This window comes from Xanthomonas vesicatoria ATCC 35937 (genome assembly GCF_001908725.1).
GTDB lineage: Bacteria > Pseudomonadota > Gammaproteobacteria > Xanthomonadales > Xanthomonadaceae > Xanthomonas > Xanthomonas vesicatoria.
Genome location: NZ_CP018725.1, coordinates 3,826,866 through 3,841,531, shown reverse-complemented (window position 1 = coordinate 3,841,531; position 14,666 = coordinate 3,826,866). Strand labels below are relative to the sequence as shown.

11 protein-coding genes and 1 other RNA gene are annotated in these 14,666 nt (G+C 65.9%); 4 read left to right on the top strand and 8 right to left on the bottom strand.

Annotated elements, in window-relative coordinates; all coding sequences use genetic code 11:
* Window positions 1-162 precede the first annotated feature (162 nt).
* The 6 genes from pncB to BJD12_RS16600 all read right to left on the bottom strand — a co-directional run bounded on the left by pncB (window position 163) and on the right by BJD12_RS16600 (window position 7,983).
* A complete protein-coding gene (gene pncB, locus BJD12_RS16625) occupies window positions 163-1,359 on the bottom strand; it encodes a nicotinate phosphoribosyltransferase (RefSeq protein ID WP_005988778.1) in 1,197 nt (398 codons plus the stop codon).
* Window positions 1,360-1,777: 418 nt separating this feature from the next.
* Window positions 1,778-2,746 carry a glycoside hydrolase family 113 gene (locus BJD12_RS16620; protein WP_039427927.1) on the bottom strand — a complete coding sequence of 323 codons (969 nt, stop codon included), beginning with the start codon at window positions 2,744-2,746 and terminating at the stop codon, window positions 1,778-1,780.
* Complete coding sequence (locus BJD12_RS16615) at window positions 2,728-4,023, bottom strand: hypothetical protein (protein WP_039424827.1); 1,296 nt, start codon at window positions 4,021-4,023, stop codon at window positions 2,728-2,730. Before BJD12_RS16615 ends, BJD12_RS16620 begins: the two co-directional genes overlap by 19 nt.
* 46 nt (window positions 4,024-4,069) lie before the next feature.
* Window positions 4,070-5,977, bottom strand: coding sequence for a glycosyltransferase family 2 protein (locus BJD12_RS16610; protein ID WP_005988783.1), 1,908 nt, complete (start codon window positions 5,975-5,977; stop codon window positions 4,070-4,072).
* 13 nt (window positions 5,978-5,990) lie between these two features.
* Window positions 5,991-7,013, bottom strand: coding sequence for a hypothetical protein (locus BJD12_RS16605; protein ID WP_161793275.1), 1,023 nt, complete (start codon window positions 7,011-7,013; stop codon window positions 5,991-5,993).
* Window positions 7,014-7,143: 130 nt separating this feature from the next.
* A complete protein-coding gene (locus tag BJD12_RS16600; RefSeq protein ID WP_039424833.1) occupies window positions 7,144-7,983 on the bottom strand; it encodes a glycosyltransferase family 2 protein in 840 nt (279 codons plus the stop codon).
* A 352-nt stretch (window positions 7,984-8,335) separates the two neighbouring features.
* Between BJD12_RS16600 and BJD12_RS16595 the strand changes: the two genes are divergently transcribed.
* The 4 genes from BJD12_RS16595 (at window position 8,336) to BJD12_RS16580 (ending at window position 13,299) form a co-directional block, all read left to right on the top strand.
* Window positions 8,336-9,493: a phosphotransferase enzyme family protein gene (locus BJD12_RS16595; RefSeq protein WP_005988786.1), complete on the top strand. Its 1,158-nt coding sequence runs from the start codon at window positions 8,336-8,338 to the stop codon at window positions 9,491-9,493.
* 44 nt (window positions 9,494-9,537) lie between these two features.
* Window positions 9,538-11,709: a TonB-dependent receptor gene (locus BJD12_RS16590; RefSeq protein WP_005988787.1), complete on the top strand. Its 2,172-nt coding sequence runs from the start codon at window positions 9,538-9,540 to the stop codon at window positions 11,707-11,709.
* A gap of 183 nt (window positions 11,710-11,892) precedes the next feature.
* Window positions 11,893-12,465 (top strand): nicotinamide riboside transporter PnuC, encoded by a 573-nt coding sequence (gene pnuC, locus BJD12_RS16585; RefSeq protein ID WP_005988788.1) that lies wholly within the window; start codon window positions 11,893-11,895, stop codon window positions 12,463-12,465.
* Between the two features lie 105 nt (window positions 12,466-12,570).
* A complete protein-coding gene (locus tag BJD12_RS16580) occupies window positions 12,571-13,299 on the top strand; it encodes a UTRA domain-containing protein (protein WP_005988789.1) in 729 nt (242 codons plus the stop codon).
* 377 nt (window positions 13,300-13,676) lie between these two features.
* Here BJD12_RS16580 and BJD12_RS16570 read toward each other — a convergent pair.
* Both BJD12_RS16570 and BJD12_RS16565 read right to left on the bottom strand, forming a co-directional pair.
* A non-coding RNA gene (locus BJD12_RS16570) (sX9 sRNA) lies at window positions 13,677-13,768 on the bottom strand.
* A gap of 58 nt (window positions 13,769-13,826) precedes the next feature.
* A complete protein-coding gene (locus tag BJD12_RS16565) occupies window positions 13,827-14,657 on the bottom strand; it encodes a glycosyltransferase family 2 protein (RefSeq protein WP_039424824.1) in 831 nt (276 codons plus the stop codon).
* Between the last annotated feature and the right edge of the window lie 9 nt (window positions 14,658-14,666).

Below are 14,666 nucleotides of genomic sequence, written 5' to 3'. Positions count from 1 at the left end.
GCAAGAAAGAGACGTCACAGACAGCAGGTGCACCAAAAGTGATGCAAGCGTGATGCCAATGTTAACGTTTGCCAACTAGCGATTGAGAGATGCATCTCACTTTTTCGGGCATTCCCCGACAGCGCGCTGCGTGTTTCGGCAGCTAATGCCCGCTTGCGTCACTCATGGCCGTTGCTGGTCAGGCATTTCGGGCATCGGCGGCAGACCGAACACGTCACGCAGGTAACGTAAATAACCCACGTCTTCGCACATGCTCTTGCCCGGCGAATCGCTCAACTTGGCCACCGGCTGACCATTGCAGCGGACCATCTTGATGACGATCTGCAGCGGCGTCGGCCCCAGGTCGTTGGTGAGGCTGGTGCCCACGCCGAAGGCCAACCGGCAGCGGGTGTGGAAGTGCGCGTACAGACGCATGACCTTGTCGATGTTGAGGCCATCGCTGAAGACCAGCACCTTGGTCTTGGGATCGATGCGGTGGGCTTCCAGATGCGCGATCACCCGCTCGCCCCATTCGAACGGGTCGCCGGAGTCATGGCGCATGCCGTCGAACAGCTTGCAGAAATAGAGATCGAAGTCGCGCAGAAACGCGTCCAGCCCCACGATGTCCGACAGCGCAATGCCCAGATCGCCACGGTATTCGCGTGCCCACGATTCCAGTGCGGCCACCTGGCTGTCGCGCAACCGCGGCCCCAGCGCCTGGAACGCCTGCAGGTATTCGTGCGCCATCGTGCCCAGCGGGGTCAGCCCGAAGTGCTTGGCGAAATACACGTTGCTGGTGCCTACGAATTGCTCGCCCAGGCCGTCGCGCAACAGTGGCAGCAGCTCGCCATGCCAGTGCCGCGAATAGCGGCGACGGGTGCCGTAGTCGGCGATCTTGCAGCCGGCCGGCATATTGCGCAGGCTGCTCACCTTGGCGCGCAGACGGCTGCGGCCCTCTTCGAAATCGGGCTCGGAGGTGTTGCGGAACCACACCTCGTTGATGATCGCCAGCAGCGGTACTTCGAACAGAATGGTGTGCAGCCACGGGCCGCGAATGGTCAGCTCGATCTCACCCGGGTGCGTGGTGGACGCCGACAGCTGGAGGTACTTGCGGTCCAGATGGAACAGCGCCAGAAAGTCGGCGAAGTCCGGCTTGATGAAACGCAGGCTGCGCAGGTAGTCCACCTCGTCCTCGCGCAGGCGCAGCCGGCACAAGGCATCGATCTCGCGCGAGATCTCATCGATGAACTGCGCCAGATCCACGCCCGGCGTGCGGCACTTGAAGCGGTAATCGACCTGCGCGGCCGGATGCTGATGCAGCACCGCCTGCATCATGGTGAACTTGTACAGGTCGGTGTCGAGCAGCGAATGGATGATCATGCCGCCGGATTATGCCCGCAGCGGCAGGGCTGGTGCGCGTCGCGGCATCGCTGCGCGTGCAGAGGCCCGCGCGCCAATGCAGCCGCGCCCGATACCACCCGGCCCCGCGTGCAACCGCCCCTTCAAGCGGGCTCAGGGGCAACGCGCCAGGTCGCGTTTCCGCCAACACTTTGCAATGGCCCTGGGCGAACATCAGCGGTGGGCGGAGAACCCAAGGTCCGACTGCTCCACGGGGTAGCCGTGCCTGGTAGCCCGCCTGACGAGGCGGTGCTACGCCACCCCAACGGCGGCCGTCGCGTCCAGGCAACCGACACGCCTGGGCACTGCCTGCGCCTCCAAGCTTCCAGCGCACCGGGACGGCCCTCAGTGTGGCGCAACGCATTGCGCGCCTCGCGGCACCCTTCCTCCACACGACGACTTATTTTGACAACACCTGTTGCGCCGGCTTGCCCTGCACGGTGAAGTCGCTGTCGCCTGGCCCGCCGGCCTTGGGGTCGGTGTACCAGCACCATAACGCGATGCCTTCCATGCCATGTGCCTGCAACACCGTGCGCCACTGCTGCAGCACCTGCAATTGCAGCCGCGTATCGACAGCGGCGCTGCGCTGTTCGGGGCTTTCCCACGGCGCGGCCAGGCTGCCGCGCGCCGAGCGCAGGCCAAGCTCGGCCACCCACACCGGCTTGCCCACGCGCTGACCGAGGTCCTGCAGGCGTTGCGCGGCGGCATTCATTTCGGCAGCGCGCGCGTCGGAAGCGTCGGACAGACGCGGATACAGGCTGGTGCCGACCGCATCGAACAAGGACCAATAGCGGAAGGTTTCTGCATGTTCCATCCCATCGGCCACGTACAGCAGCTTGCCGCGGTAGACCTTGCGCACCGCTGCCACCAGGTCGGGCCATTGCGGCGCGTCCTGCAGCTTGCGCAATTCGGTGCCGACCACCAGCGCTTCGGCGTGTTCGTCCTCGGCCAGCTGTGCCAGCGGCAGCAGCGCCTTTTGATATGCGGTAAACCAGGCTGTCTGGTCGGCCGGCGCCACCTCACCAGCCCAATGACCAGGCACCCACACGTGCACCTTGAGCGTCGGCTGCAGGCCGGAACGATGGCTCTGCCGCAAGGCGGCGCGCATCGCCTCCAGGCTGCTGTCGCTCCCCAGCACCGGGTCGTTCGATTGCGGATTCGCCTGCCAGACAAAGGCCACCAGCAATGCCTTGCGCGCGCCGGTGCCGGCCAGCGCATCCAGCGACTGCGCGGCGGCAGCGCTTTCCCACGGCGCATTGGCCGAGACCTTGACGTTGGCACCCATCCACATCGGCGCGGCCGCATTGCATCCATTGGCCAGCAGGCACACGGCAAGCAACGCTGCCAAGCTTAAAACGCGCTTGAACATGCGCCAGACGCCTCGGTGGTCGACGTTGCCGCGCCTTGCACGCACTTGTCGGTGCGCAGCGTTGCATGACTCACGTCCGGCTGCAGCGCAGTGGCGGTTGCAGGGCCGTTTGGCATGGCGGCGGCGCTCATCTGCGCGGCAACGTGCGTCTTGATCGGAGCATCCGCATTGACCAACGGCGTTACCGCTGCAGCTGGGGCGGGAGTCGCCACACCCGCGACCGGCAGCGATGCCGGTGTGACAACGACCACCGCGTCGCCCTGCAACAACGACTGGGTATCGGCAGGCGCTGCACGCATCCAGCTGCCCCAGCCCTGCGGTTGCACCCACGCTGCGCCGATCAGGCCAAGCAGCAGCAATCCTGCTGCCTGGCTACGCTGGTCGGCCCGCAAGGCGCGCAGCAACAACGCTGCCGGCACCCACAGCAGCAGCAAGGCATCAAAGCCCGCCCAGCCGAACGCAAACGACAGCGCGGCTGCACAGATCACCGTACCGGCGCTGGCCACCACGCCACGTGCCAGCGCACTGCTGCGCGTACGCAACACCAACGCCAACACCGGGAAGCAGGCCACCGCCGCCACGCCCCAACGCATCGCCGGCAACCAGCCTTCGGCCTGTGCGGCCAGCGGTAACGGCAGCGGACTGGCCCCTTGCCCGATGCTCGACAAGGTCGGCCACGGCGCATTGAACACGGTCAGGTTGACGTAGGCCCACATGCCGACCAGAAACGCGAACGGAAGGTAGCACACCAGATAGAACGAGCCCGGCGCCTTGCGCAGCATCTGCGGCGGCATCACCAGCAGCAGCCACGGCGCCACCATCGTCGACAACGCCAGCGTCTGCAGGTCCAGGCACAACAGGATGCACAGCCATCCGGCGATACGCAGGTAGGTGAAGGCCTCCACAGGCGCCTGCAGGCGGCGCAGCGTGCGGCACAGGCCGTAGAACGCCAGCAGGCCCACTGCCTGACTGCCACCAGCGGCGATCGGCAGCAGGAACAGCGGGTTGCAACCCACCAGCAGGGTCAGCCCGCTGGCCCAGCCACGCCCGAACACGCCCGCCAGGTCGCGCCACAGCAGGGACAGAAACAACGCATTGGCAGCCACCGCCAGGAACGGCCACACCTGAAACGGCAGATCCCACCGGTGCAACGCCAGATCCACCGCCCATGCCAGCAGCCCGCTGGCCGGCACGCCGATACCGGGCGCACTGGCCGGCGCGGCACCGCCCATCGACTGCACCAACAAAGGCTGGCTCATCAGCGACAGCGCCACCACAGCCACCAGAAACGCCGGCAAGCCGCTGTCACGACGCGCTACCGGCTCACTCTTCGAGTGCGGCGCGGCGTTCGTTTTCCGAATGCTTGCTGATGCCATGCGTGGTCTTCTCCCAATAGAACGGATTGTGGATCAGCTGCCAGAGACCCTTGTAGGCGGCGATCGATTGCAACGCCCAGTAAAACGGCACCGTCAGCGCGTACGGCGCCAGCTTGAAGTAGTCGCGTTTGAACGCGGCAACCAGCGTGATGTAGATGAAGAACGCATTGGCCAGCAGCAGATTGACCAGCGACACCGCCGCCAGCCACGGCGGAAAGAAACGTTCGAACATGCTGGTGCCAGTGAGCATCCACACCGCATACAGCGCCCACAGCACCGGTACGCCCAGCGCGGTGAAAAATCCGCCACCGATAAAGAACTGAAAGCCCCAGAAGCCCTTGAAGCCGGTGCTGCGGTACAGATGCACCGGGTCGCGCATATGCACCAGCCAGGTCTGCATGTAGCCCTTGAGCCAGCGCGAGCGCTGCCGGATCCAGTTGGGAATGCTGACGTTGGCTTCTTCGAACGTGGTGGAATTGACCACGTTGACGCGGTAGCCGTTCTGGATCAGCCGCACGCCCAGGTCGGCGTCTTCGGTGACGTTGTACGGGTCCCACGCGCGCACCTGGCGCAACACATCCAGACGAAAGTGATTGGACGTGCCACCCAGCGGGATCGGGATGCGCAGGTATTCCAGTGCCGGCAGGTAGAAGTCGAACCAGAGCGTGTACTCCAGCGTAAACATCCGCGTCAGCCAGTTTTCGTCGGCGTTGTAGTAGTTCAACCGCGCCTGGATGCACACCACGTCTTTTTCCGCTTTGCGGAACGCGGCCACCACACGCTTGAGCTGGTCCGGCTCGGGCTTGTCTTCGGCGTCGTAGATAGTGAGCAGTTCGCCGCGCGCAAAATGCAGTGCGTAGTTGCAGGCCTTGGGCTTGGTCTTGGGTTGCGACGGCGGCACCCGGATGATTTCGAAGAACGCTTCCAGGCCGAGTTTCTTGGCTGCCTCGATGGTGTCGAAGTCGTCGGCTTCCAGCACCAGCTTTACGTCGAGCTTGCTGATCGGGTAATCCAGCTTGCGCAGCGCGTTGGCCAGGATCGGCAACACTTCCGGTTCTTTGTACATCGGCACCAGCACGGTGTAGACCGGCAGGTCGTCGTCGCGCAGCGCAGCCACTTCGTCTTCGGTGACCTTGATGTCGATGCGGTGGCGCGAGCCGAACCACACCAGCAACAGCTTCAGGCCGAACGTCGCCAGAAAGCCGAGCGCCACCAGCACGTTGACGGTGATCAACGCAGGCACCGGGAACAGCACCATCGCGATCACCAGCAACGCGGCGATCGCCCACAGCGTGTACTTCTGCCCGCGCGTGACCACCTGGCGCGCCGAATAGGTCGGCGCATGCGCCGCAAGCAGATTCAACGCGTTGTCGGTGAGCTGCTCGTCGGCATAGCGCTGCAGGCTCCAGATGACGTCGAACTTGGCGGTGCCGACAAAGCGCACATTCTCGCCGTAATGCGCGCGCGCCCAGGCGAACACCGCCGGGTCGGGGTCGGCCACTGCCAGCACCAGCACGCCGTTCTCCCGACGCCACGGCAACAGCAGCCGCTGCGCATAGCTATCGAGATCAGTGGCGGTGAGCAGCTCGGCATCCGGCGGCTGTTGCACCAGATCGATGAACTCCAGCCCGAAATGCGCGGCAACGATGGCGTAGAAGCGCTGCGCCGGCACGCCGCGCTGAGCCAGGATCACATCGCCCAGGCGCGAGTTCCAGCGTTGTTGCAGCGCCAATGCCGAGCGCAGCTGTTCGTCGGTGATGACGCCTGCCGTGACCAGGGCGCGACCCAACAGACCGCGTTCGCGGCTGATGTCCGGCGCCCGTCCCAGCGCGTCCGTCTCGCAGGTGACCGTCATTGTCGTGGCGTCCTTAGAAACGCCACCAGGCGGCCACGAACGGCCCACCCGCGGCACCGGTATTGCGGCCCATCACCGGCTGCTGGTACCCCACCTGCCACTGGCTGCCGCCCGGCGCGGTGTACAAGGTGGACAGCTGCAGCTTGGTCAGGTCGTAGTTGGTGCCGGTGGCGACAAAGCCGGAATCGCCAGGGGTCGTGCCGACGACAAACGCGTCGTTACGCCCGTTACCCAACCCCTGGATCACGTTGACTTCGCCGAGCAGCAACCAGCTCGGGGTCAGGCTCAGACCGCTGGACGCGTCTACCCGCACTTCGTCGGAGGCCGCACTGCCGCGCAGGCGCACCGCACCACCCAGATCGACGTAGCCGTTGCGCCCGCCCAGCGTGTAACCACGGCCGCGGCTGTAACGCAGCTCCAGTCCGTAATCGCCAAGACCGAGTGCCGGGTCGCGCCCAGGATTGTTTGGGTGGTAGGTCTTGCTGCGGCCATACGCCGGGATGCTGACCAAGGCCTGCACCGAACTGCGCCAGACGTCGTCCGGAGCACTGGGCAGCGCGTAGCGCAGACCGATTTCCTGATCGGCAAACCCGGTCGTGCTGCGACGGGCACGGCCCGGTGCACCATTGACCGGCTCATCGTTATTGAAGCCGACTTCGGTGAAATAGAAATTGCCGATCACGCTCAGGTTGTCGCTCAGACCATGCTCGACATACACGTTGAGCTGGTCCTGACGGCTGCGTCCGTTGTTGGCGAAATCGCCACGGTGGTGACTGTCGTCGAACCAGCCGGTGCCATCGCCATGCAACGCCTTGACGATCACCAACGTGTCGCCCTGCGGCCGGGTCCAGGCACCGGCGATGGCGCTGCCCGGCAATGCAGCCAGCGCGCAGCTCAGGGCGAGCGCAGACACCGCAGCTACCGGCATGCGGCGGGCGTCGCGGGACGGGGTAGCCGATGTAGCAACCGGGCTGGACTGCACGGAGGTAAGGCACGACTGACGTACCCGCGAGCGCGGGTCGTTCTGTAAAGACATTTGTACGATTCCTGGTGGGGGACCCGTTAGGGACAGGAAGCAGGCGCTAGATCACACTTCGCGGCGAAACGTATCACAGTTTCGTCCGGTTCCCCATCACGGATTTATCACTAATTTAACGCCCGCAACGTCATTTCTGACGTAACAATCTTGGCACCTGAGCGGCAGCGTGCGTCCAGATCGCCAGCCACACCCCGAACCGGGTCAGCGGCCCGCGCTGGCCGGCTTCGAACTTGCGGAAATACCGCCACAACCCGCGGTGTTTATGCCATTCGACGAAGAACGGTCGCGTGCGGCTGGACACGCCGCGCACATGCACCACTTGTAGGTCGTTGGCCACCGCGACCAGCGCGCCGGCCTGGCGGGCGCGCCGGCACAGGTCCAGATCCTCGGCGTGCAGGCGGTAATGGCCGTCCCAGCCGTCCAGGCGATCAAACAGGCTGCGCTGCATCAGCATCAAGGCGCCGGAGATCGCATCCACCGGCTGCAGGGCAACTGACGGATCGGCGGGCACCGCCAACTGGGCAGCGGCACGCGGGGCGCGCAGCATCGCGGCAAAATCCGGGTCGCGGCGACGCACGGCCGCATCCGGCCGGCCCTGCTCGTCCACCTGCTCCACTCCCAGCAGCACTGCGGCATGCCCGGCGGCGCGCGCGCACAACTGCACCAGGGTGTCGGCTTCCACCATCAGATCTGGATTGATGAAGACCAGCCAGGGCGCCTGCGAGTTGCGCGCGCCCTGGTTGCAGGCGGTGGCAAAGCCCGGGTTGTCCGGGTTGGCGATGAAGTGCACCCGCGCATCGGCCAGCGCATGCCGCTGCACCACGTCCAGGGTGTCGTCGCTAGATGCATTGTCGATCACCCGGATCTCGCTGATGCCGTCGGCCGCCCGCAGCCGCGACAGGCAGGCATCGATGGTGCTGCTGCTCTGATAGGTGACGACGACGGCGGCGATCTGGAGGGGAGTCATCCGGACATTATCCGGTGCCAGGACCGCACAACGCCATCGCAGCGGCGGGCCGGCATGGCGGCCGGCGGCGGCACGCGGCATACTGCGCGGCCGACGGCCGCCACGCGGCTTGCCTCGGCGCCGCCTGCGGCACTCCCACACTTGATCCTTGAGATGACGGCCAGCGACCTTTCGGTTTCGCGCTGCCCTTCCACTCCATGCCGCGCGACCGCCTGATGGCGCCAGCGCGACACCGACGGCCCGGCAGCGCCGTCCGTATTGCGGCCGGCTTTGCCGGACCTGTTGGATCGGCCTCACACAGTTGGTCTATACCACTTAATTTTCCTCCGGCCGGGTTGCGGAGTGCGCGGTCATGAGCGCAACCCATCAAGTGCACGGCATGAGCCTGGAGCTGGCCCTACCCGACTGGCCGGCACTGACCGTGGATGAAATCCGCCACGTGCTGCAGCGGTTCTCCGGGCTTGGTGCTGACGAAGGCGTGCGTTGGCACAGCGCGCGTCCATTCTCCGCTGCTGCCTGCGTGCAGACCGCGTCGGGCGCGGTGATCGTCAAGCGCCACCACTGCAGCGTGCGCAATGTCGCCGCCTTGCGCGAGGAACATCGCTTCATGGCGCATCTGCGCTGGGCCGGTGCGCCGGTGGTGGAGGTGCTGTATGCGGCCGACGGCCAAACCGCACTCGCACAGGACCAATGGGTCTACGAGGTGCAACGCGTCGGCGCCGGGCGCGACCTGTATCGCGATGCATTGTCGTGGACGCCATTCAGCGACGTTGCGCATGCGCAGGCCGCAGGGGCTGCACTCGCGCGACTGCATCACGCCGCGCAGGGCTTCGACGCACCGCCGCGCTCCACCAATGTCCTGGTCGCCAATCTGCGGCTCTTCGCGCAGCAAGACCCGGTGCAGGCACTGCAGCGCGCGTTGCCCGCGCGGCCGCATCTGGCCGCAGCGTTCAAAGACGTCCCCTGGCAGCACGATCTAGCCACCCACTTGTTGCCCTGGCACGCGCGTGCCTGGCCATTGCTGTCTGCGCCGCATGCGATGCCGCCGCTATGGACGCATGGCGACTGGCATGCCTCCAATCTGTTGTGGGAGACCGACCACGGCGCCACCGAGGTCAGCGCAATCTTCGATTTCGGGTTGAGCGATCGCTGCAGCGCCTTGTTCGATCTGGCAACCGCCATCGAACGCAATCTGATTCCGTGGTTGCAGCTGGACGCCGGCGCGCGTGCGCAGGCGCAGCTGCAACAACTCGATGCCTTGCTGGATGGCTATGCGCTGCATCGCCCGCTGAGCGCCACACAGCTGCGCTGCCTGGCCGCGCTGTTGCCGATCGTGCATGCCGATTTCGCCTTGAGCGAGATCGAGTACTTCGCCGCCATCACGCATTCGCCCGACAACGTGGATATCGCCTATCACCGCTATCTGCTCGGCCACGCGGACTGGTTTGCCAGTGCCGATGGTCAAGCGCTGCTTGCGCATCTGCATGCGCGCGCAGCGCTGCTGCAATGAGCGGCACCACCGTTGCTTTCCTCTCCCTCTTGCGAGTTCCGTGCATGTCCCGTCTGTCGCTAGTTGCACTTCCCCGTCGCCCGCTGACGCTCGCCCTGGCACTGGGCCTGGCCACGCCTGTGTTGGCGCAACAACAGCAACCCGGCGCGTCGGCGGTGCAGCTGGACACGGTCAACGTGCTGGGCGAGCGCAGCGAGAGCAGCACGGCGCTCACCGGCTTCGGCGCGACGCGTCTGCTCGATGCACCGGCCTCCATCGCGGTGATCGAGCGCCAGCAATTGCTCGATCGCCAGGCGCGCGTGCTCAGCGAAGTGCTGCGCGCCGATGCCTCCGCCGGCGATGCGTATGCGCCGATCGGCTATTACGAGAACTTCGTGGTGCGCGGCTATTCGCTCAATGCCGCCAACAGCTACCGCATCAACGGCCTGAGCGCGGTGGGCGAGCAGTCGATTGCGCTGGAAAACAAGCAGCAAGTGCAACTCCTCAAGGGCCTGGCCGGGCTGCAATCGGGCGTCAACGAACCGGCCGGGTTGATCGACTACCGCACCAAACGCCCGGAGCACGTGCGCAGCGTGACCCTGGGCACCGACGAGCAGGGCTCGCGCTATGTCGCCGCCGACCTGGGCGACTGGTTCGGCGCCGAGCGCACGCTCGGCCTGCGAGTGAACGCCGCGCGCGAAGACATCAACAGCTATGTCGATCACGCCGATGGCTACCGCAATTTCCTGTCGCTGGCCGGCGACTGGAAACTCACCCCGCAAGCGCTGCTACAGCTGGATGTGGAATATCAGCATCGGCAACAGCGCTCGGTCCCGGGCTACCAATTACTCGGCGGCACGCAGGTGCCGCGCGACATCGATGTGCATCGCCTGCTCGGTTACCAGCCGTGGGCGCGGCCGGTGGAAATGGACTCGCTCAACGCGCAGCTGCGCTATGCGTATCAGTTCAACGACGAGTGGCGCGCCACGGCCGAGGCGGCGCGCAGCCGTTCGGCAATCAACGATTTCTCCGCGTTCGCCTGGGGCTGCTACGGCGCGGCAAGCTGTGCCGACATCGCCACGCCCAACTTCTTCAGCGCGCAGGGCGAGTACGACGTCTACGACTATCGCAGCCCGGACGACACCCGCGTGCACGATCAACTGCGCGCCACCCTCGAAGGCCACCTGGTCACCGGCGCGCTGGAGCATCACCTGAGCATCGGCGGCGACTGGCTACGCCGCACCATCGACCGCTTTGGTTCGGTCAACGAATTCGTCGGCAGCGGCAGCATCGATCGCGATCCGGACGTGTTTGCACAGACCGATGTGGCGCTGGACCCCAAGCAGCGCCGCCTGGATAGCCGTCAACGCGCGTTGGTGCTGGCCGACCGCATCGGCCTGGGCGCCCAGTGGGAATTGTCGCTGGGCGCACGCGCCGTGCGTCTGGACGAGCGCGCCTTCGACCGCGACGGCCTGCTGGAGCGACGCACCCTCAAAGACGCGGTCTTGCCGCAGGCCGCACTGCTGTTCAAGCCGCAGCAACACGTGTCGCTTCATGCCAGCTACGCCAAGAGCCTTGCCGCCGGTGGCACGGCGCCGTGGTTTGCCGACAACGCCGATGAAATCCTGCCGCCGACCAATGCCTACCAGCTGGAAACCGGTGCCAAGGTCGAGCTGGAGGGCCTGCGCCTGGGCGCGGCGCTGTTCGACATCCGCCAGGCCTATCAATTCACCCAGCCGCAGGCCGACGGTGGCCTGCTGTTCGTGCAGCAAGGACGCCTGCACAACCGCGGGCTGGAGCTGTCTGCCGATGGGGCGGCAACCGAGCAACTGCGCCTGTTCGCCAGCGTCGCGGCCATCCGCGCGCGCGCCGAAGACACCGACATTGCCGACTACGAAGGCCATCAGGCCATCAACGTTCCCAAGCTGCGGGCCAGCGTACAGGCCGACCACAGCGTGCCCGGCGTCGATGGCTTGGCGGTGCTGGCTGGCATTCAATACAGCGGACGCAAGTTCGCCGACCGGCTTGGCAATGCCAGCGTGCCGGCATACACCGTGGCCAACCTGGGTGCGCGCTACGCCACTGCACTGGGCGGCCTGGCGACCACCTGGCGGTTGAACGTGGACAACGTGTTCGACAAACGCTACTGGCGCGATTCGGGCGAATACCAGGGCGATGCCTATCTGTTTCCGGGTGCGCCGCGCACTGCACGCCTGACCGTGCAGGTGGATTTCTAAGACCGCACCGCTCCCCCCATCGTTGTCGACCGTGTCCTTCCGCAGACGAGGGAATCTGCCCGGCGTGCAGCGGCGGTGAGTCGCCAGCAACATGCGGCTGACTCCACCACCGCTCACTGGCTGCAAACGCACGCGTCGAAAAGCCGCGCCCTTCCACCGCGATCCATCGTCCATCAGGCCTGCATGTCCTTACTCGAATCCATCGCCGTTGTGATCAACCTGCTGGGTGTATGGCTGACCGCGCGGCGCATCCGTTGGTGCTGGCCGGTGGGCATCGTGGCGGTGGCGCTGTATGCATGGCTGTTCTACCAATGGAAGCTGTACTCGGACATGCTGCTGCAAGGCGTGTATGTGCTTACCCAACTCTATGGGTGGTGGCAGTGGCAACGCGGCAGCACCATGGACACGCGCATTCGCCCGTTGCCGATGCCGCAGCGCGAACTGTGGCTTTCGCTCTCCATCGGGGCCGCCTTCGCGGCGGCGCTGGGTGCCTACATGCATCACCGTACCGACGCCGCACTGCCCTGGCTGGATGCGGCGCTGGCCAGCTTCAGCCTGGTGGCCAGCGTGTGGGCTGCGCGCAAGCGCATCGCCAACTGGGTGCTGTGGATCGTGCTCGACTGCGTGTATGTCGGCGTGTTCGTCAGCAAGGCGCTGTATCCCACCGCCCTGCTCTACGCCGGCTTCGTCGCATTGGCGGTCTACGGCTGGCGCAGTTGGAAAACCCAGACCCGGAACCCAACCACTGCACGCTGAGATATGCGTGCTTTGCAAGCGCGTTCTTCTTTACCATCCCGGCATGCGCGCTCTTCATCTCATTGCCTTGCCCATGTTCCGCATCTTCGACCGGCGGTGCGCCGCATGACCGCCTCGCGCCAGCACGCCATCACCGACATCATCGCTGCGCAGATCGCAGCCGGCGAATGGGGCCCGGACCAGCGCCTGCCGGTGGAACGCGCACTTGCCGAGCGCTTCGGCTGCACCCGCATCACCTTGCGCGAAGCCTTGCAGCATCTTGAAGCCGAAGGCCGCATCTACCGCGAGAACCGCCGTGGCTGGTTCGTCAGCGCGCCACGCGTGCGCTACGACCCGACCAGCATCGCTGGCTTCATGCAGTACGTAGCCGCACAAGGACGCAAGCCACGCACCGAGCTGTTGAGCGCAACCCGCCAGCCTGCAGGCGCCGCGTTTGCGGCCGCATTGCGCCTGGACACACCATATGAAGACGTCTTCGTCCTGCAACGCCGGCGCTGGATCGACCGCCGCGCCGTGCTGCTGGAAACCAATGTGGTGCTGGCGGCGTGGGCACCGGGCCTGCTCGGACACGACCTGGCCGGCTCGCTGTCGAGCGTGTTCAACCAGAAGCTGGGACCGTTCCTGAGCCGCGCGCAGGTCTCGATGCATCCGGCCGGCCTGGACGCCACGCAGGCGCTGCTGCTGCAGTCCACCACCGGCACGCCGTGTTTCCGCCTGCAGCGGATCAGCTTCGCCGAAGACGGCCGCGCGGTGGAACTGGATATCGAGTCCTGGCGTCACGACGCACTGGACGTGGTGGTGCGCACCGATGCGCCGACGCGCTCAGGGTCTTGAGGGGCTAACAAACTACGTCACGCCAGTCCATTGCAGGCTGATCTGCGGCCTGGCTGCAGGGTCCTTGCCCGCCCACCATCGCGGGACCTTACGCGGCATGGATGCTGCGTAAGCGCTTACAAGGACGTACGTGCAGCGTGTCCCGCCACGGTGGGCGGGCAAGGACCAGTCGAGTTGGACGGTGCATGGCTTTTAACAAAGCAGCCAGGAAACTCTCTGGTGCGGTGTCCTCGCCGCTTGCAGGACCGTGTGGCGGCATGGATGCCGCCACCGCGCCTCCACGGACGGATTCACGGCGTGTCCCACGAGCGGCGAGGGCACCGCGCACTCGACCACTCGGCGTTTGACCTGGACTCATGACGGCCTCCACCAAAGACGGCCGACAAAGCCCCTGCACTCACCGCACAGCGAGCCGTCGTCAGCTTGCAGGGCACAGCGCTCAAGCAACCGCACTGTCCGCGTGGTACATGCCGCCCGAATACCGGCTGCGCCCCCCTAGCGATGAGCATGCCAATTTGGCAGCGGCACTACGCGTCGAACAGCATGCGTTGTGGGTCCGGCGGTGGCAGATCTGCGAGCAGTCGGGTCAGTTGGTCGCGTTGCGCACGCAGCGGGTCGTGCATCAGAAAGTTGGCCAGCCGTGCGTGCCAGGCCGGCCAGCGTGTGGCCAGGGCATCCATGTCGCCATCGGCCGGGCGGCCTTCGTGTGGGGAGGCGACGAAGGCGGTGTCGCACAACACGTTGCGCCATCCCAGCCCGCCCATGCGCAGGCTCAAATCCACCAGCGCGGCATACCAGGAGCCGTAACTGCTGGCATCCAGCCCGCCGGCCTTGCGCCGTGCAGCACCACGCAACAACACTGCATGCCCGACCGCCGATGGCAGCTCCGGATGCAGCGGCGGCATGGCCGCACAGGCAGCGGCCAGCCGCTCCAGCGCGTCCGGCAGTGGGTTGAGTTCGCCCAGTCTCGGCCAGCTGCAGGCTTCGCCCACATTGCTCCAGGGCGTGGCCGTGGCAATCGCCGCATCGCGTGCAAAACACGCGGTGAGTTGACGCAGCCAGCCAGGCAATGGGCAGGCATCCATCCCCAGCACCACCACGTCAGCGTCGCCACAGGCAGCGAGCATTTCGTCCAAATGCGCCACCTCGCCGAGCATGCGCTGGCGCCGGGTGTGATGCGCCTGCAGCTGCGTGCGTGCCAGCCAGTGTTCGATCACCGCGCGCCCGCGCGGGCCGGCCTGCGCATCGTCGGCCAGCCACACCCGCGTGCCTGCAGGTGTGGCCGCATCCAATGCACCCAGGCACGCGTCCAGCGCCTCGTCGTCGGTGCCGACCGGCACCAGCACGACGGGAAGAATTATGTCCGT